Raw genomic sequence first — 17,172 nt, forward strand, 5'->3', positions numbered from 1 at the left:
GCTGCCCGCCCATGGAAGGACGAACGTAGTGCGACGCAACAGACGGCTGCTATCCCTGGTGGCAGCGCTCAGCCTGGTCGGAACGGCGATCGTGGCGGTCACCACCTTGGCTGCCGCGCCGGCCCAGGCGGCGCCGGTCACGATCCCCAACGGCACGCAGTTCACCGACACCAGCGGCAACGTGCTGCACGCACACGGCGGTGGGGTGCTCAAGGTCGGCGACTACTACTACTGGTTCGGTGAGAACCGCAACGCCAACAACACGTTCCGGGCCGTCTCCGTCTACCGCTCCACAAACCTGCGCGACTGGGAGTTCCGCAACAACGTGCTGACCCAGGCGTCGGCGGCGGAGCTGCAATCGGCAAACATCGAGCGGCCGAAGGTCATCTACAACGCCAGCACCGGCCGGTACGTGATGTGGATGCACAAGGAGAACGGCAGCGACTACGGCGAGGCCAGGGCCGCCGTCGCCTCCTCGGCCACCGTGGACGGCACCTACACCTACCACGGCAGCTTCCGGCCGCTGGGCAACATGTCGCGAGACATCACGCTCTACAACGACGGCGGTACGGCCTACATGATCTCCGCCGGGGACGAGAACCGCGACCTGCTCATCTACCGCCTCACCGCCGACTACCTGACCGTGGCCACGCTTGTCGGCAACTTCTGGAACGACGGCAACCGTGAGGCACCGGCGCTGTTCAAGCGCGGTAGCACCTACTTCCTGCTCACCTCCGGCCTGACCGGTTGGAGCCCGAACCAGGCCAGGTACGCCACGGCGTCCAGCATCTCCGGTCCGTGGACCGGCATGACGAACGTCGCCGACTCGACCACCTTCCGCTCCCAGTCGGCCTTCGTGCTCCCCATCCAGGGCACGTCGACGACGAGCTACCTCTACCTCGGCGACCGCTGGGCCGGCGCATGGGGCGGGCCGGCAAACGATTCCCAGTACGTGTGGTTGCCGATCGCCTTCCCCTCGGCCACGACCATGAGCCTGACCTGGTATCCCACCATCACCATCGACGCCGCCACGGGCACCGTCACCGGAGAGGCGTCGTCCTCCTACCGCATCACCAACCGCAACAGCGGCAAGGTGGTCGACGTGCTGGACAGGGCCGTCACCGACAACGCCGAAGTCAGACAATGGTCCTGGAACGGCGGTGCGAACCAGAAGTGGGAGTTCCGCGACGCCGGGAGCGGCTACTTCCGGATCGTCAACCAGAACAGCGGCAAATGCCTCGACGTCGCCAACGCCTCCACCGCCAACAACGCAAACGTCGTCCAGTACACCTGCGGCGGGGGCACCAACCAGCAGTGGCAGTGGGTCGCCACCGGCGACTACTACCAGCTGCGCGCCCGACACAGCGGCAAATGCCTGGACGTGGTGAGCAGCGGCACCGCAGACGGCACCGACATCACCCAGTACACCTGCGGAACCGGCACCAACCAGCAGTGGACCCGCACCCAGTCCTGACCTCGCTGCCGTCAGACGAGGCGCTGGATGCGGACCTTCGGGCGCTCGTTCCTGAGGTGGCCGTGCTTGTGCTGGCGGACCTGTTCGTCCCAGACCTCCTGGTCGTAGTCCGGGTTCGGTGGGATCCACTTGTGCGAGCCGTCGCTGTAGTGGAACTTCTCGTCGCCCGGCCGCAGGATGCTCACCGAAGCCAGCCGAGGAAGCGTCTGTGCAGCGCATCCGCCGGCACCCAGGTCAGGTCCTCGGAGGCCCGCACCAGCTGGGCACCTAGGTAGAGAGCCAGGGAGATCGGAGCGTCGTCAAACTCGGCGCGTAGCTCGCGCTGGCGCGTGCGGCAGGGCCAGGGCGCATGGCAGCCGGCGCAGCTCCAGATCGGCAGCACCGGGCCGTGCATGGTCATGCACGGCCTCCGAGCAGCGCCGCCGTCATCGACCGCGCCTGCCGGCTGGTCGCCCACTCCACCCACCGGCATGGGTACGGCGTGAGCCGCGACCACCACGCCCGACAACCGGTGCAAAGGCTGCCTTTCCCGGGCAGAGGTACGGCCAGGATTTGCCGCTCGGCCTCGTTGCTCACTGTTCCTCCTCGGCGGGCCAGTGCCCCCGATTGATCGGGACGCGGTGTCGGCTGCGACAGGGCAGCTCCGCCCCACAGCGGCAGATCCAGCTCCACTTCCGCCACGACCAAACCGGGCGGTGTCGCCGCGCCAGGGTCATCGCGACGGCGATCAGGTACTGGTCGTAGGTAACGCGTCGCGATGGTGGTGTCCTGGCCCGCATCACTGGCTCCCTCCACCGAGCAGCACTCCATGGCCGACCTCGAAACGACGGGGCCGGATCTGGAACGTTCGGTAACTGCGACGCTACGATCACGACGACGGCGGTTGGACTCACCCGCAGTACGAGTGAGCAGGCCGGATGAGCTGCCGCAGCATCGGTTTCACGGCGGAACGTCGACCACGGGTCAACGTAGGGATGACGGATGACAGGTCGCGGACGATCAGCGCCACATCGTGGCCAGGTGACCGGTTACCTGTTCAAGCTGATCCGGGAGTCCATCCCGCTCACCCAGGAGCAGCTCGCCGTCGACCTGGACGTCGATCGCGTGACCGTGCAGAGCTGGGAATCCGGACGCCGACCATTCACCGCGGTACCGCTCGGGCAGGCGATCGCCGTCCGACGCCGGCTCGGACGGCTCGGCGCGAACACACTCCTGCTCGCAGCACTTGACGACGCCGCCGAGGCGGATCTGATCCTCGCCGCCGTCCTCACCGAACAGGTGGGCCGCTGCGACATCGCCGAACAGCCGCTGGGCTGGTCCGTACTCACCCACCGTCTGACCGACTTGATCCTCTGGGCCGTCCTCGGGCAGACACCGACCTTCGCCAGAGGGCTACCCGTCGCCCATCCCCGGCGGGGTCCAGTCGCCTCCGGGCCGACCCTGCCCGTCGACGAGCAACGCACGTTCTTCGCTCACCTTCACGTACTCGCCGAACGCGCCGCAGCCGGACGGCACAGGAACGTGCTGCTGCACCGGCAAGCCTGCTTCCTCGCCGGCATGGACCCCACCAAGGCAGCAGCAGGTTGGCTCACCCAGACCACCGCCCGGGCACACCGCACGACCACCTTTCACACCTGGTCACCGCTGTGGCCCGACGCCCGCTCCGTCGTCACGTCCCTCGCCAACCAAGGCGACCCGGAACCGTTACGAGACTTCATCGCTCGCGCACACCCCGACGACGCCTGCGAGCGAGCAGCCCTCAACTACTCGGCCTACTGGGTGGGCGAGATCCCGTACCGCCACCGCGACGACTCCTTCATGCCCGACGCGCTCGCTGACTGGCATGGCTCAATTCTCCTTCGGCACCTGGTCCATCGCCTCGAACCAGGGCACCCCTTCGTCGACCTCAACATCCACAACATCTGGGCTCTGCTGGCCGCACGACGCGGTCTAGCTCTCGACAACCCCGCCGCGACTCGGGCGCTCCTCGACCGCAGTGTCCCCCTCCTGGACAGTGGCCGGCTCTCCGCGCAGTCGCGGCAGGAACTAACCTCAATCGTCTACAGCCTGCGGGCGGACGGACACACCGGCACAGGGACGGGCAGATGACCGACGATCACGACGCCGCCGGAGCGATGAACTTCATCTTCGAAGCCGGCGTCCTCAAGCGCGCCGCCCGGACCGGCTGGTGGTTCGCCGGCGTCAAGCAACCCGAGTCCATAGCCGAGCACTCCTTCCGAACGACGCTCATCGGGATGATGCTCGCCGCCATGGAGGGTGCCGACCCAGCCCGAGTGTCGATGCTCTGCACCCTGCACGACACTCAGGAAACCCGAATCACCGACATCCCACACATCGCCAAGCGCTACCTCACCGCCGTACCCAACACCGCCGTCACCGCCGACCAGGTCGCCGCCTGCCCACCGGCCGTCGCCGACGTCATCACCGCCGCGGTCGCCGAATATGAAGCTGGCGAGACAATGGAGGCGGTCGTCGCTCGTGATGCTGACAAGCTGGAATGCCTCGTCCAAGCCGTCGAGTACCGTCACCAAGGCATCGACAACGTGCAGCGCTGGATCGACAGTTCACGAGCCGCCTTGAAGACCGCCAGCGCCCACCGCCTTGCCGACGCCGCACTCAGCGGACAACCCCTGGCCTGGCTCACTCCCCCGCCGCAGGAGTAAGCGTTCAACACTTGACGTTGTATTGATCAACGGCGGGGACGTAGTCGATCAAAGCGGACGACTTGGCTTCTAAACTGCTGTTACGCCTCGCATAGATGGTCAGCATTGGGTGCTGCGGGGTCGTCACCCATCAAGTCACTCAGCCTGGTTGTCGGTCACCGCTCGTGCGCGGGATGGGGCGCGCCTGCCGGACGAGGACTCAGCACGTGCCGCAGCACCCCGGGACTCGCTGCCAGGATGGCGACCTGATCGCATGCGAAGCCGGAACGGGTACCCCGGATTGAGATGGCCCCGATTTCGGCATCGGAGTCAATCAGCTTCGCCAGCGTTCGCGCCTTCTGCTTGTTGACGTACGCTGCCATGTGCTTCCCCGTAGCGTCGTACACTGCCACCGCGTTTCGATCGTAGGGGTTTTCCGGCTCGCGAACGAGCTGCACCGGCTCGCCGGGATAGAAGTCGCCAGCCCGACACTCGGCCTGGTGGTGAGCCTCGCCGCGAAGCTGGGAAACGTAGATGCCTGCACGGAAAAGTCGGCGATCTGTCGGCCCGACGAGAAGGCCAGTATCGTCCTCGCAGAGCCTCAAGATGTGCTCGCCGCCCGTGTCCCGGTACGGAATCAGACGCAGCGTCGGTAAACCGTTCGCTCCGATGAATCGATCAGAGTCGCCATCCTGCGGCACATACCACTTGTCCGGTAGGCCGTCGCGCTCTCCCAGCTGGCTCGGTACGGCATCGACCGACGTTGCTCGCTGCGGGGTTTCCTGGCTCCCCTCGTTCGGCCGGACGGTCTTCCGAAGCAGTTTGTCGATGAAGCCCATCGGCACACACTGTCAGTCGATGCCCCTGCCCTCTACCCGAGTCCTCTGCCGCGTCGGATACCCGACGGTCACGCACCACCCCACCGATAGTCGGGCGATGCATAGTCTCAGCTTGGGAATCAGTTTGGAAAGTGCCCTGCGACACGGTGATTCGGTCGTGGCATCGTTGGCCGGAGGCTTGGTCGGTCTCGCGTAATGACCGGAGATGGCGCAACGGGCACGACACGGTCTTGCCGCGCCACGAGCTTGAGGCTTCGGCATCCTTGCATGGCCTCGCTACCATGGGCCACGTGCTGTTGACGCTCGTCCACCTCGCAGCCGATTTGCAATAGGCGAACGAAATGGCCTCCACGATGATTGTGAGAATGCATGGGGAAGTACCAAAAGCCAAAGAAAAACCTTCATCGCGAATTTGTGTACTTGAATCACGACACTATCCTTAATTCTCTTTCGGCCTTCGAGGCCGGGCAAGTCGATGAGATCCTGGAAAAGACCACCGAGGCCTCCGAGGGGTCGATAGACGGAGGAATTGGATTCAAAGGCACCCGGGTTGGCGGCGCAAAGAAGAGGCAGGGGAGCGTCCAGGAGGAACTCGTCAAGACTCGTACGAGGTTCTCCGCATTCGAGTCATGGTTCCTGCGACTCGGGGAAGAGGGCGCGCTAGGGATCTTCGACGATTGGGACATGGAGGTGCGCGATGAAATCAGCGTTGGGGAAACTCTGCATTTCACGGCCGACGTCCGGGTGAGCCCACTGTTCAAGCTGGTCACAGCCTTTTCTTCATTCCTTCAGAACCCTCAAGCCTTCGGCTTAAAGCCTCAGGAAGTCACGGAGATGAAGCGCCAATCCCGGATGATGGAGGGTTGGATATCTGACGGCGAGGGCAATCGGTCTGTCGCAGTCTACTTGAGACCCAACAGCCTGGGAAAGCCCCGAATTGTGGCCAGGCTTTCATCTGAATATTTGGTATCCGGGCTCGGCAACATAGAGGAGCGCTATCAAATAATTGCCCAGGTTCGTTCGATTCTCAAACCAGACGAAAACGAATCGCTCGTTCGACTATTGAAGGATGCCCCGCCTGTGCCGCTTGAAGTGACAACAGTGACCGACGCGATGAAGCACATGCAGGAGGCGGCGGTTCACCTTAATGTCGCGTTTGAGGATGATGACTTGTCGTTCACGCACCCTGACGTTCTTGTGCACCCGATCGCCATCTTCAAGTAGCCGCCATCCCGTCTGCCGCCCCGCCCTCCTGGGGAGCGGGCCGCCGCCCGGTCCGCCACGTCAAGCGGACCTGGACGCACGTGCGGACGCTGGGGGGCCGGGTGGTGGTCTGCTCGGCTCGCCCGGCTGTCCCAACGCGACCTCGCCCGGCTCCTGGCCGACGGCGGCACTCCCGCCGGACCGCCCCCACTACCTCAGGTCGAACAGCAGACCAGCGCCGTCGAGGTCGACCGGGTCGTCAACGTCTGCGGCGGGATCAGCATCGCTGGCCGGCAGATCAGCGTCGGCACGCCACTAGCCGGTCAACGGGTGCGGGTCCGCCTCGATGGCACCCTCCTGCACGTCATCGACGAGACCAGGCAGCTGCGCCGCACCCTGCGCTGCCCCTTGCCGCCCACCCCCTGCGGCCGCATCCGCGACTCCCGACCCGTCTTCCCGATCCCACCACCGGACCACGCCCACCGTCGAGCGGGTCGTGTCGGTCAACGGCAGCATCCAAGTCGCCGGGCAACGCATCCAGGTCGGCGTCGTGCATGCCCGCAAGCTTGCCGCCATTGCCTTGGACGAGCACCGTCACCGTCTACGACGCCGACACTCCGATCAAAGCCGTCCCCCGACGCAGCACAACCGACCTGAACCGCACCACCGCATCAGCACCACTGGCTGAACCTTGAGGCTGAGGCTAGGCGGTGAACCACCCAACAGCCGGGGCACCGCGATAATCCGGCCGGCTCGCCCACACCTGGCCCCACGCTCTCTTCTGTGTCGAGTCCAAGCGTCCGTGGCGGGATGCCTCAGCGTATGCGCCCAGCTGACGGTGCAGCGCTGAGGCCGCCTCGACGCCCACGACCCCGATCTCATGCAGGACATAGCGCCGGGGGCGATGGTCCAGTGGATGGACCCCCGCAAACCAGAACTCCCGCCCATCCCACCGGGCCATCCCGTCGATCGCTCCATCGTAGAAGTCGTCGCACCACAGAATCTCGACGCCGGACAGCTCGACCAGACTGGCCAACACCGACTCCTCGTGCATCAGAAAATATTCGTCGGGTTCCTCAGGCACACGAAACACGCTAGCCCTTCCGCCTCACGCGGGTGACCAGCCCTACCACCGGCCATAGGCAGTAGACCAAATCGATCACGACCTGGCGTCAAGGATCGTCCGACGCCGTTGCGTCAAACATCATCCGAGACCAGGCATCGCCGGCAGTCCGGCCGCTGGCTTTACTCGGGTGGTTGCGTGGCTGCACCACGGGAGCGCTCACGCCAGGGACTCCCTGCTGTCACCGCCCCGGGAACTGATCTCCGCAGGACGGTTTCCGCTGTTGGTGAAGGGTGGGCGCGGCAGGTTTCGAACCTGCGACCCCCCGCTTGTAAGGCGGGTGCTCTCCCACTGAGCTACGCGCCCGGATCGCCCGTGTGCGGCGGGCCGGTGGCTGGCAAGCCTACCTGTTCGCCGCCGACCCGGCCGCACGCGTACCCCTATCCGGCGGCCGCGTCGGCGATCGCCTTGCGCCAGCCCTGCTGGTCGCGGGCCTCGCCGGGGCCGTTCATCTCGGCGAAGCGGACCACGCCGGCCTTGTCGATGACGAAGGTGCCCCGGTTGGCGAAGCCGGCCACGTCGTTGAAGACCCCGTACGCCTGGGCGACGCCGCCGTGCGGCCAGAAGTCGGCGAGCATCGGGAACTGGTAGCCCTCGCGTTCGGCCCAGATCTTGTGGCTGTAGGCCGAGTCGACGCTGACGGTGAGCACCTGGACGTCGTCATTCACGTACTCGTCGAGGTTGTCCCGCACCTCGCTCAGCTCACCCTGGCAGGTGCCGGTGAAGGCGAGCGGGTAGAAGACCAGCAGCACGGTGCGCCGGCCGCGGAAGTCCGACAACCGGACCTCCTGGTTGTTCTGGTCCTTCAGCACGAAGTCCGGCGCCTCGGCGCCAACCGCGATGGGCATGCGAACTCCTCGGGGTCGAGTCGGGGGACGACGCCAGCCTGCCACACCCGGCGGCGTCGACCGCCGGGGCGCGAGGGGAACGGATTGGGCTACTTCTTGGCCTTGGCTCCACGGCGCAGCACCAGGCGGGCGCCGCTCCAGTCCCGGCCGGCGTTGACGGTCGAGGTCTGCTGGAGGCCGGCGGTGGGCGCGGACTCCGCGACCTCACTCGGCTCGACGTGCCCGTCACGCCCCGCCTTCGGGGTGAGCAGCCACACGACGCCGTTGTCGGCCAGCGGGCCGAGGGCGTCGACGAGAAGCTCGAAGAGGTCACCGTCGCCGTCGCGGTACCACACCAGCACGGCGTCGACCACCTCGTCGGTGTCCTCGTCGACCAGATCTCCACAGCGGTCGGTCAGGGCGTCCCGGAGATCCTGGTCGACGTCATCGTCGTACCCCATCTCCATGACGACCATCCCCGGTTCGATGCCGAACCGGTCCGCCAGGCTGCGTACCCCGTCGGCGGCCTGACCAGCGGTCGCGCTCACTGTCGCGTGCCTCCTCATCTCGTCCCTGCTCGCGGCGTCGGACCGACGCCGTCAGGCAAAGTCCACACAGTTGTGCCTCTGCGCGCAAGTGGCGCACCGGGTGCAACGGAATTTACCGTGCCAGCAGCGTACGGGCACCGTCGGTAATGGCCTCCGGGGAGACCAGAACGTGACGTGCTGCCGGACCTAATGGTACAAACGAGTCAACTCCGGCCACCCGCCGCGCGGCGCCGACATATCCGGCGTCGACGAGCGCGGCGATCACACCCTCGCCGACCCCGCCCGACCGGCGTGTCTCGTCCACCACCAGCACCCGGCCGGTGGCCGAGGACTCCCGGATGATGTCGGCCACCGGCAGGGGCGCCAGCCAGCGCAGGTCCACGACGCGGGTGCCGACCCCCTCCTCGGCGAGGACGGCTGCGGCCCGCAGCGACATCCGCACCCCGTTACCGAAGGTGATGATGGTCAGGTCGTCGGACGAGCCGACGCGGTAGACCCGCGCGCGCCCGATCGGCACGTGCCCGGCCACCCACGAGCCGGGCTCCGGGTAGCCGGCCAGCCACTCCCCGTCACCCTCCGTGTACAGGTCGCGGGTGTGGTAGAGCGCGATCGGCTCCAGGAACACGACCACGCTGCCGTCCACCGCGGCGCTCGCCAGACAGGTCCGCAGCATGGGCGCGGCGTCGTCCGGCCGCGCCGGCACCGCGACCACCAGACCGGGCACATCCCGGAGTACGGCCACCGAATTGTCGTTGTGGAAGTGCCCCCCGAACCCCTCCTGGTACGCCAACCCGGGCACCCGGACGACCATCGGGTTGCGGAAGGCGCCCCGCGAGAAGAACTGCATGGTGGCGGCCTCGCCACGCAGTTGGTCCTCGGCGTTGTGCAGGTACGCCAGGTACTGGATCTCCGGCACCGGCAGCATCCCGGCCAGCCCGGCGCCGAGGCCCAGCCCGAGCACCGACGTCTCGTCGAGCAGGGTGTCGAAGACCCGTGCCGCCCCGAACCGGTCCCGCAGGCCCTTCGTCACCCCGTACACGCCGCCCTTGGCTGCCACGTCCTCGCCGAAGACGGCCATCTGGGGGTGGTCGAGCAGCCCGTCGGCGAGCGCCGCGTTGATGCTCTGCGCCAGTGTGAGCGGGCCGGCCAGCTCCGGCGGCTTGCCCCCGAACGACTCCTCCCGCGCCGCCGAGCCCGCCCCGCTGGCCCGTGCCGCCGCGTCGGCCACCGCCCGCGCCACCCGCACCGGGCGGCGGGGTGCCAGCGCCGACACCACGTCGGCCGCGGAGGCCAGCTTCGGCTCGCCCAGCACCTCCTCGGCGAGCCGGCGGATCTGCCAGCCGGTCTCGTCGTACCGGGCCAGCAGCTCGTCGACAGTCGCCACGCCGGCCTCCACGAGCAGCCGGGCGGTGGCGGCCACCGGATCGGCCTGGAGGTCCTCGGCCAGCTCTGCGGGGCTGCGGTACGCCGACTCCGCGTCCGCGCCGGCGTGACCCATCAGCCGGACCGTGCGCAGGTGCAGCACGGCGGGCCGCCGGTGCCGGCGTACCCAGTCGGCGGCCTCCCGCGCCACCTCGTACGCCCGCACCGGGTCGGCTCCGTCGGCGCTGAGGTAGCGGATGCCCGGCTTGGCGCGCAGGGTCGCCTCGACCCAGCCCTCCGGCGAGCGGACGCTGATGCCCAGTCCGTTGTCCTCGCAGACGAAGAGCACCGGGATGCGCAGCCCGGCGTGGTCGTACCAGCCGGCGGTGTTGAAGGCTGCGGTGGCGCTGGCGTGGTTGACCGAGGCGTCGCCGAACGAGCAGACCACTATGGCGTCCGGCGGCCAGGGGGCGTGCACAGCGCCGGCCCCGCTGCCGACCCGCACCCCGACCCCGGCACGCCGCCCGACGGTGTCCAGCCTGCGCAGCCGCTCCACGGCCAGCCCCATCCCGACCGCGCGGGGCAGGTGCGACGCGATGGTGGAGGTGGTCGGCACGATCGCCAGGTCGGCTCGGCCGAACACCTTGTGCCGGCCACCGGCGATCGGCTCCTCGCTGGAGGCGACCATTCCGCGCAGCACGTCCCGGGCCGCCTGCGCGTACGCCGCGAATCCCCCGGCGGGTGGCGCGGACCCGGCCGGCTCGGGTTCGGCGGCCGACTCCGGCTCGGCGGCGTCGACGGCGGACGCCGGGTCGGCTGCCACCTGGGCGGCGCGTACGCAGTAGAAGGCCCCGGAGCGATAGTGCAGCAGCGCCGGATCGGTGGGGCGCAGCGCGGCGGCGACCACCGCGTTGCCCTCGTGCCCGGCCGAGCCGATCGTGTAGAAGCCCTCCCCGAAGCTGCGCAGCCAGCGGCCGGCCAGGTCGAGCTGCCGGCTTGTCACCTGCGCGTCGAACAGGTCCAGCAGCTCGGCGCCGGTCAGCGGGGCGTCGTCGGTGACCGGGTCGGCGGGGTCACGCCGCCGCTGCGCGGCGGGGAGTGCCGCCAACGTCTCCCGGAAGCGGTCGTCGAGATCCTGCGGCGTGGTCACGTCGGACAGCATTACCGACGCAAGCCCTGGTCGCCCAGTGGGACACGGCAGCGGCGCGCCGACTCACCGTCCGTCGCACTGCTCCGGGCGGCCGTCGTCGGACACCTTCCACACCAGGTCACGAAGGGTGCGCAGCTGCTCGTCGGTCAGACCGGCCAGGAGTCGGGAGTCGGACATCACCTCGGCCACCCCGGCCCGTACGTCCCGACCCGGACCGGTCACGACCAACGTCTTCTGCCGGCGGTCGGCCGGGTCGGTGCGGCGCTCGACCAGCCCGGCCTGCTCCAGCTTGTCGACGAGCGCCGTCACGTTCGACCTGTCGCAACCCAACCGCTCGGCCAGGTCGCGGGCCGGCGACGGGCGGTCCGGGTCCAGCTCGTGCAGCGCCCGCGCGGCCGCCGGCGTGAGACCCAGCTCGGCGAACGCGGAATCCTGCCGGTGCCGCAGCACGGCGGTCACGTGGGCCATCCGGCGCACCACGTCGGCGGCCAGGTCAGCACGGCCGACAGGTCCATCTGCTCCGGAACCGACCTCCTGCGCCACGGCCACAATCGTACGCAGCAACCGGGCCGACCAGCTCAGCGACCAGGTTCGGTCACCGGGCGAGTGGGCGGCCCACGAAACGGCCCGACCGGAGACGAGGGCTGACCACCGGCCCGCATCGATCATGATGAGTGGTGTTCCACTGCCGGCGACGAGCCGGGGCCCTCGTCGTCACCTCCCGGCCACCAACGCTCGCGAGGCTCCCCAGGTCACGAAAAATCGGAACCTGGGGAGGATTTCGTGTCGCTGTCCCGACGTACCATCCTGCTGTCCGGCGCCGCCCTCGGCGCCGCCGGCGCGGTCACCGGGCTGCCGGTGGCGGCCGGCGCGGCTGTCGCCCGACGGCCGCTGGCCTACCCGTTCACCCTCGGTGTGGCATCCGGGGACCCCGACGACGACGGCTTCGTGCTGTGGACCCGCCTGGCGCCGCAGCCGCTCGCGGAGGACGGCCTCGGCGGCATGTCGGACCGCGACGTGCCGGTGCACTGGGAGTTGGCCGCCGACGAGCGGTTCCGGCACGTGGTTCGTCGTGGCGTCGCGGTCGCCCGTGCCCGCTCGGCGCACAGCATCCACGTGGAACTGGCCGGCCTCCTGCCGGGCCGGGAGTACTTCTACAGGTTCCGCGCTGAGCGGCACATCTCGCCGGTCGGGCGCACCCGCACCGCTCCCGCGCCGTCGAGCATGCCCGCCGCTCTGGCGATGGGCTTCGCGTCCTGCTCGCAATTCGAGCACGGCTACTTCACCGCCTACCGCCGGTTGGCCGAGACGGAGCCGGAGCTGATCCTGCACCTGGGCGACTACCAGTACGAGTACGCCCCGGACACGTACACCGTGCCGGGCGGCAACCCGCGTGACCACGAGGGGCCGGAGACCCGGACGCTTGCCAACTACCGGCAGCGGCACGCCCAGTACAAGACCGACGCCGACCTTCAGGCGGCGCACGCGGTGGCGCCCTGGGTGGTGGTGTTCGACGACCACGAGGTGGAGAACAACTGGGCCGACGAGGTGCCGGAGGCACCCGATCCGGAGTTCCCCGCGCGGCGGGCGGCGGCGTTCCAGGCGTACTACGAGAACATGCCGTTGCGGCGGACCTCGATTCCGCGTGGCATCGACATGCAGCTCTACCGGCGGGTGCGCTGGGGGCGGCTGGCCACGTTCCACATGCTCGACACCCGGCAGTACCGCGACGACCAGGCCTGTGGCGACGGCTACCAGAACTGCGCGGCAGCTTCCGATCCGGCCCGCTCGATCACCGGCGCGGAGCAGGAGGCGTGGCTGCTGGACGGCTTCCGCCGCTCCGACGCGCGGTGGGACATCCTGGGCCAGCAGGTCTTCTTCGCCCAGCGGGACAACAACGCCGGCCCGCTGACCGTCACCAGCATGGACGCCTGGGACGGCTACGTGGCCTCCCGGGACCGGATCACCCGAGGCTGGCTCGCCGCGGGGGTCCGCAACCCGGTGGTGCTGACCGGCGACGTGCACGCGCACTGGGCCAGCGACCTCAAGCTGGACTACGCCGACCCCACCTCGCGCACCGTCGGCACCGAGCTGGTCTGCTCCTCGATCACCTCGACAGGCGACGGCGCGGACTCGGCGTCCGGCTCGCACCCGTGGTTCGCGTTCAATCCGCACCTGCGCTTCCAGAACAACCTGCGGGGGTACGTGCGGACCACGATCACCCCGGGGCAGCTCAGCGCCGACTTCGACGTGCTGCCGTACGTCAGTCGGCCGGACGCTCCCGCGTACACCCGGGCGTCGTTCGTGATCGAGGACCGCGTGCCCGGCCTGCACCAGACGGCGGACAACCCGGTCCCGTCGGCGGCCCGCAGCGCTGCGCCCTCCGCGGACCCGGGCCAGCAGACCGTCCAGCAGGAAACCGTCCGCCCGTAACCTCCGCCGAACGCCTCAAGATCCGCGCAACATCAGGGAAAGTGCTGCCTCGGCACGCGCTGAGGCAGCACTTTCGGGGATGTTGCGCGGATCTTGGGGCGGGACACCCGCCCAGGCAGCGGTCAGGCGGGGAGGAAGGAGAAGCGGACCTGGCGGGTGGGGTTGTCGCCGTTGGTGTCGACCAGGCAGATGGACTGCCAGGTGCCCAGCGCCAGCCGTCCGTCGAGCACCGGCAGCGTCGCGTACGGCGGGACGAAGGCCGGCAGCACGTGATCGCGGCCGTGGCCGGGCGAGCCGTGCCGGTGCCGCCAGCGGCTGTCGGTGGGCAGCAGCGCGTCGAGGGCGGTGAGCAGGTCGTCGTCGGAGCCCGAGCCGGTCTCGATGATCGCCAGCCCGGCGGTGGCGTGCGGCACGAAGACGTGCAGCAGGCCGTCTCCCTCGCCGGAGACGAAGCTCTGGGCCTCGGCGGTGATGTCCCGGACGGCCGGCCGGGACCCGGTCTGGACGGTTATCACGTCACTGCGCATACGTCGCATTCTGCCGCAGCGGCCCGGGAGCCCCGGCACGTGGGGAAATAAGGGCAGTCGCACTAAGTTACCGGCGGGTACCTGTGTTCAGCATCGCGTCCGGGGGACCTAGACGTGACGACGGGTGCCACCAGGGGGCAGGATGGCGCTAGAGACCTATCCCACACACAACCGAGGGAACGCCTGTGGCTACGGAACGCAAGCGCCCGGTGATCAGCGACGGCCTACCGAGCCAGCTTCCGGACATCGACCCTGAAGAGACAAGCGAATGGGTCGAGTCGCTTGACGGTGTCATCGACGAGCGCGGCGCCAAACGCGCCCGCTACGTCATGCTGCGCCTGCTGGAGCGGGCCCGCGAGCGCCAGGTCGGGGTTCCGCCCCTGACCACCACCGACTACATCAACACCATCCCCCCGGAGCAGGAACCCTGGTTCCCGGGTGACGAGCACGTCGAGCGGCGCATCCGGGCGTACGTCCGGTGGAACGCCGCGATGCTTGTGCACCGGGCGCAGCGCCCGGAGATCGGCGTCGGCGGGCACATCTCCACCTTCGCCAGCTCGGCGTCGCTCTACGAGGTGGGCTTCAACCACTTCTTCCGGGGCAAGAACCACCCGGGCGGTGGCGACCAGATCTACTACCAGGGTCACGCCTCGCCGGGCATGTACGCGCGGGCGTTCCTGGAGGGGCGGCTCAGCGAGCACCAGCTCGACGGGTTCCGCCAGGAGCTGTCGCACCCGGGCGGTGGGCTGCCGTCGTACCCGCACCCTCGGCTCATGTCGGACTTCTGGGAGTTCCCCACCGTCTCGATGGGCCTCGGCGGTCTGAACGCGATCTACCAGGCCCGGTTCAACAGGTACCTGCAGCACCGCGGGATCAAGGACACCTCGCAGCAGCACGTGTGGGCGTTCCTCGGCGACGGCGAGATGGACGAGCCGGAGACGCTGGGCGCCATCGGCGTGGCCGCCCGTGAGGAGCTGGACAACCTCACCTTCGTGATCAACTGCAACCTCCAGCGGCTGGACGGCCCGGTCCGGGGCAACGGCAAGGTCATGCAGGAGCTGGAGTCGTTCTTCCGGGGCGCCGGCTGGAACGTGATCAAGGTCGTCTGGGGCCGCGAGTGGGACCCGCTGCTCGCGGCGGACACCGACGGCGCGCTGGTCAACCTCATGAACACCACGACCGACGGTGACTACCAGACCTACAAGGCGGAGTCCGGCGCGTACGTGCGGGAGCACTTCTTCGGCCGGGACGCCCGGACCCGCAAGATGGTCGAGCCGCTGAGCGACGACGAGATCTGGAACCTCAAGCGGGGTGGGCACGACTACCGCAAGCTCTACGCGGCCTACAAGGCGGCCACCGAGCACACCGGTCAGCCGACCGTCATCCTGGCGAAGACGATCAAGGGCTGGACGCTCGGCTCGCACTTCGAGGGCCGCAATGCGACCCACCAGATGAAGAAGCTGACGCTGGAGGACTTGAAGACCTTCCGCGACCGCCTCTACCTGGACATTCCGGACAAGGCGCTGGAGGACAACCCCTACCTGCCGCCGTACTACCACCCGGGCGAGAAGTCCGAGGAGCTGGCGTACCTGAAGGAGCGCCGCGAGCAGCTCGGCGGCTACCTGCCGTCGCGGCGGACCAGCACCAAGCGGCTGACCATCCCCGGTCCGGAGCGGTTCGCCGACGTCAAGCGCGGCTCGGGCAAGCAGAAGGTGGCCACCACGATGGCCTTCGTCCGCCTGCTCAAGGACATCATGAAGGACAAGGAGTTCGGCAAGCGCTGGGTGCCGATCATCCCGGACGAGGCCCGCACCTTCGGCCTCGACTCGATCTTCCCGACCGCGAAGATCTACTCGCCGCACGGGCAGCGCTACACCTCTGTCGACCGGGAGCTGTTCCTGTCGTACAAGGAGTCGACGACCGGGCAGATCCTGCACGAGGGCATCAACGAGGCCGGTTCGGTCGCCTCGTTCACCGCCGCGGGCTCGGCGTACGCCACCCACGACGAGCCGATGATCCCGATGTACATCTTCTACTCGATGTTCGGGTTCCAGCGGACCGCCGACGGGCTGTGGGCGGCTGCCGACCAGATGGCGCGGGGCTTCCTGCTCGGCGCGACCGCCGGTCGGACGACGCTCAACGGCGAGGGCCTGCAGCACGAGGACGGCCACTCGCTGCTGATCGCCGCCACCAACCCGGCTGTGGTCGCGTACGACCCGGCGTTCTCCTTCGAGATCGCGCACATCATGGAAGCCGGCCTGCACCGCATGTACGGGGACGCGCAGGAGAACGTCTTCTACTACCTGACGGTCTACAACGAGCCGATCCTCCAGCCGGCCGAGCCGACCGGGGTGGACGTGGAGGGCCTGCTCAAGGGCATCTACCGCTACTCCCCGGCACCGCAGGTCGACGGCCCGAAGGCCAACGTCCTCGCCTCCGGCACGGGCATGCAGTGGGCGCTCAAGGCCCAGCAGCTGCTCGCCCAGGACTGGGGGGTGGCCGCCGACGTCTGGTCGGTGACCTCCTGGACCGAGCTGCGTCGCGACGCGGTGGAGACCGAGGAGTACAACCTGCTCAACCCGGGCGCCGAGGCCAAGGTCCCGTACATCGCGCAGAAGCTGGCCGACGCGGACGGGCCGAAGGTCGCGGTCAGCGACTGGATGCGCGCCGTACCGGACCTGATCGCCCGCTGGGTACCCGGTGACTACACGTCGCTGGGCACCGACGGCTTCGGGATGTCGGACACCCGGCACGCGCTGCGCCGCCACTTCCACGTCGACGCCGAGTCGATCGTGGTGGCGACGCTGCGGCAGCTCGCCCGCAGCGGCGCGGTGCCGGCCAGCGTGCCGGCCGAGGCCGCCAAGAAGTACGCGATCGACGACGTCAACGCCGCGCCGGTCGGTGAGACCGGCGGCGACAGCTGACCCGCACGATCGAGAAAGGGCCCGGCGCACCCGCGCCGGGCCCTTTTTGGTGCACCCGCACCCTCGCTCCCCGGCCCGACCGACCGGGCGGACGGCGGG

Annotated in this window: 15 protein-coding genes and 1 tRNA gene; 6 read left to right on the forward strand and 10 right to left on the reverse strand. The window is 68.7% G+C overall.

The window, feature by feature from the left end; genetic code table 11:
• The first annotated feature begins 28 nt into the window (after positions 1-28).
• Positions 29-1,474 (forward strand): RICIN domain-containing protein, encoded by a 1,446-nt coding sequence (locus AB0K10_RS14275; protein ID WP_363683343.1) that lies wholly within the window; start codon positions 29-31, stop codon positions 1,472-1,474.
• Between the two features lie 11 nt (positions 1,475-1,485).
• On the opposite strand, the gene AB0K10_RS14280 is transcribed toward AB0K10_RS14275, so the two are convergent.
• Both AB0K10_RS14280 and AB0K10_RS14285 read right to left on the reverse strand, forming a co-directional pair.
• Entirely contained in the window at positions 1,486-1,659 is a 174-nt protein-coding gene (locus AB0K10_RS14280; protein ID WP_252416291.1) for a hypothetical protein, read from the reverse strand.
• Complete coding sequence (locus tag AB0K10_RS14285) at positions 1,656-1,874, reverse strand: hypothetical protein (protein WP_363683345.1); 219 nt, start codon at positions 1,872-1,874, stop codon at positions 1,656-1,658. Before AB0K10_RS14285 ends, AB0K10_RS14280 begins: the two co-directional genes overlap by 4 nt.
• Before the next feature lie 581 nt (positions 1,875-2,455).
• On the opposite strand from AB0K10_RS14285, the gene AB0K10_RS14290 reads away from it, so the two are divergent.
• A complete protein-coding gene (locus tag AB0K10_RS14290; protein WP_363683347.1) occupies positions 2,456-3,583 on the forward strand; it encodes a helix-turn-helix transcriptional regulator in 1,128 nt (375 codons plus the stop codon).
• Entirely contained in the window at positions 3,580-4,158 is a 579-nt protein-coding gene (locus AB0K10_RS14295; protein ID WP_363683349.1) for an HD domain-containing protein, read from the forward strand. The genes AB0K10_RS14290 and AB0K10_RS14295 overlap by 4 nt, the downstream gene beginning before the upstream one ends.
• Before the next feature lie 155 nt (positions 4,159-4,313).
• On the opposite strand, the gene AB0K10_RS14300 is transcribed toward AB0K10_RS14295, so the two are convergent.
• A complete protein-coding gene (locus tag AB0K10_RS14300; protein WP_363683351.1) occupies positions 4,314-4,976 on the reverse strand; it encodes an HIRAN domain-containing protein in 663 nt (220 codons plus the stop codon).
• Positions 4,977-5,345: 369 nt separating this feature from the next.
• Here AB0K10_RS14300 and AB0K10_RS14305 point away from each other — a divergent pair, with 369 nt between their 5' ends.
• Positions 5,346-6,200, forward strand: coding sequence for a hypothetical protein (locus AB0K10_RS14305; protein ID WP_363683353.1), 855 nt, complete (start codon positions 5,346-5,348; stop codon positions 6,198-6,200).
• A 682-nt stretch (positions 6,201-6,882) separates the two neighbouring features.
• On the opposite strand, the gene AB0K10_RS14310 is transcribed toward AB0K10_RS14305, so the two are convergent.
• The 6 genes from AB0K10_RS14310 to AB0K10_RS14335 form a co-directional block, all read right to left on the reverse strand.
• Positions 6,883-7,263 (reverse strand): hypothetical protein, encoded by a 381-nt coding sequence (locus AB0K10_RS14310; RefSeq protein ID WP_363683355.1) that lies wholly within the window; start codon positions 7,261-7,263, stop codon positions 6,883-6,885.
• 273 nt (positions 7,264-7,536) lie between these two features.
• Positions 7,537-7,608: transfer RNA gene (locus tag AB0K10_RS14315), tRNA-Val, on the reverse strand.
• Between the two features lie 74 nt (positions 7,609-7,682).
• Positions 7,683-8,150 (reverse strand): peroxiredoxin, encoded by a 468-nt coding sequence (locus AB0K10_RS14320; RefSeq protein ID WP_363683357.1) that lies wholly within the window; start codon positions 8,148-8,150, stop codon positions 7,683-7,685.
• A gap of 89 nt (positions 8,151-8,239) precedes the next feature.
• The gene (locus tag AB0K10_RS14325) at positions 8,240-8,677 is read right to left on the reverse strand and encodes a DUF3052 domain-containing protein (RefSeq protein WP_007463483.1); all 438 of its coding nucleotides are present in this window, start codon (positions 8,675-8,677) and stop codon (positions 8,240-8,242) included.
• Positions 8,678-8,789: 112 nt separating this feature from the next.
• Complete coding sequence (locus tag AB0K10_RS14330) at positions 8,790-11,201, reverse strand: thiamine pyrophosphate-dependent enzyme (protein ID WP_363683359.1); 2,412 nt, start codon at positions 11,199-11,201, stop codon at positions 8,790-8,792.
• Between the two features lie 51 nt (positions 11,202-11,252).
• A complete protein-coding gene (locus tag AB0K10_RS14335) occupies positions 11,253-11,657 on the reverse strand; it encodes a MarR family winged helix-turn-helix transcriptional regulator (protein WP_363683638.1) in 405 nt (134 codons plus the stop codon).
• A 315-nt stretch (positions 11,658-11,972) separates the two neighbouring features.
• Between AB0K10_RS14335 and AB0K10_RS14340 the strand changes: the two genes are divergently transcribed.
• The gene (locus AB0K10_RS14340; RefSeq protein WP_363683361.1) at positions 11,973-13,622 is read left to right on the forward strand and encodes an alkaline phosphatase D family protein; all 1,650 of its coding nucleotides are present in this window, start codon (positions 11,973-11,975) and stop codon (positions 13,620-13,622) included.
• Positions 13,623-13,744: 122 nt separating this feature from the next.
• Here AB0K10_RS14340 and AB0K10_RS14345 read toward each other — a convergent pair whose 3' ends face one another.
• The gene (locus tag AB0K10_RS14345) at positions 13,745-14,149 is read right to left on the reverse strand and encodes a YjbQ family protein (RefSeq protein WP_358102170.1); all 405 of its coding nucleotides are present in this window, start codon (positions 14,147-14,149) and stop codon (positions 13,745-13,747) included.
• A gap of 185 nt (positions 14,150-14,334) precedes the next feature.
• On the opposite strand from AB0K10_RS14345, the gene aceE reads away from it, so the two are divergent.
• Entirely contained in the window at positions 14,335-17,073 is a 2,739-nt protein-coding gene (aceE, locus tag AB0K10_RS14350) for a pyruvate dehydrogenase (acetyl-transferring), homodimeric type (RefSeq protein WP_363683364.1), read from the forward strand.
• The last annotated feature ends 99 nt before the right edge of the window (positions 17,074-17,172 follow it).

This window comes from Micromonospora sp. NPDC049274 (assembly GCF_040678875.1).
In the GTDB taxonomy this organism is placed as follows: Bacteria; Actinomycetota; Actinomycetes; order Mycobacteriales; family Micromonosporaceae; genus Micromonospora.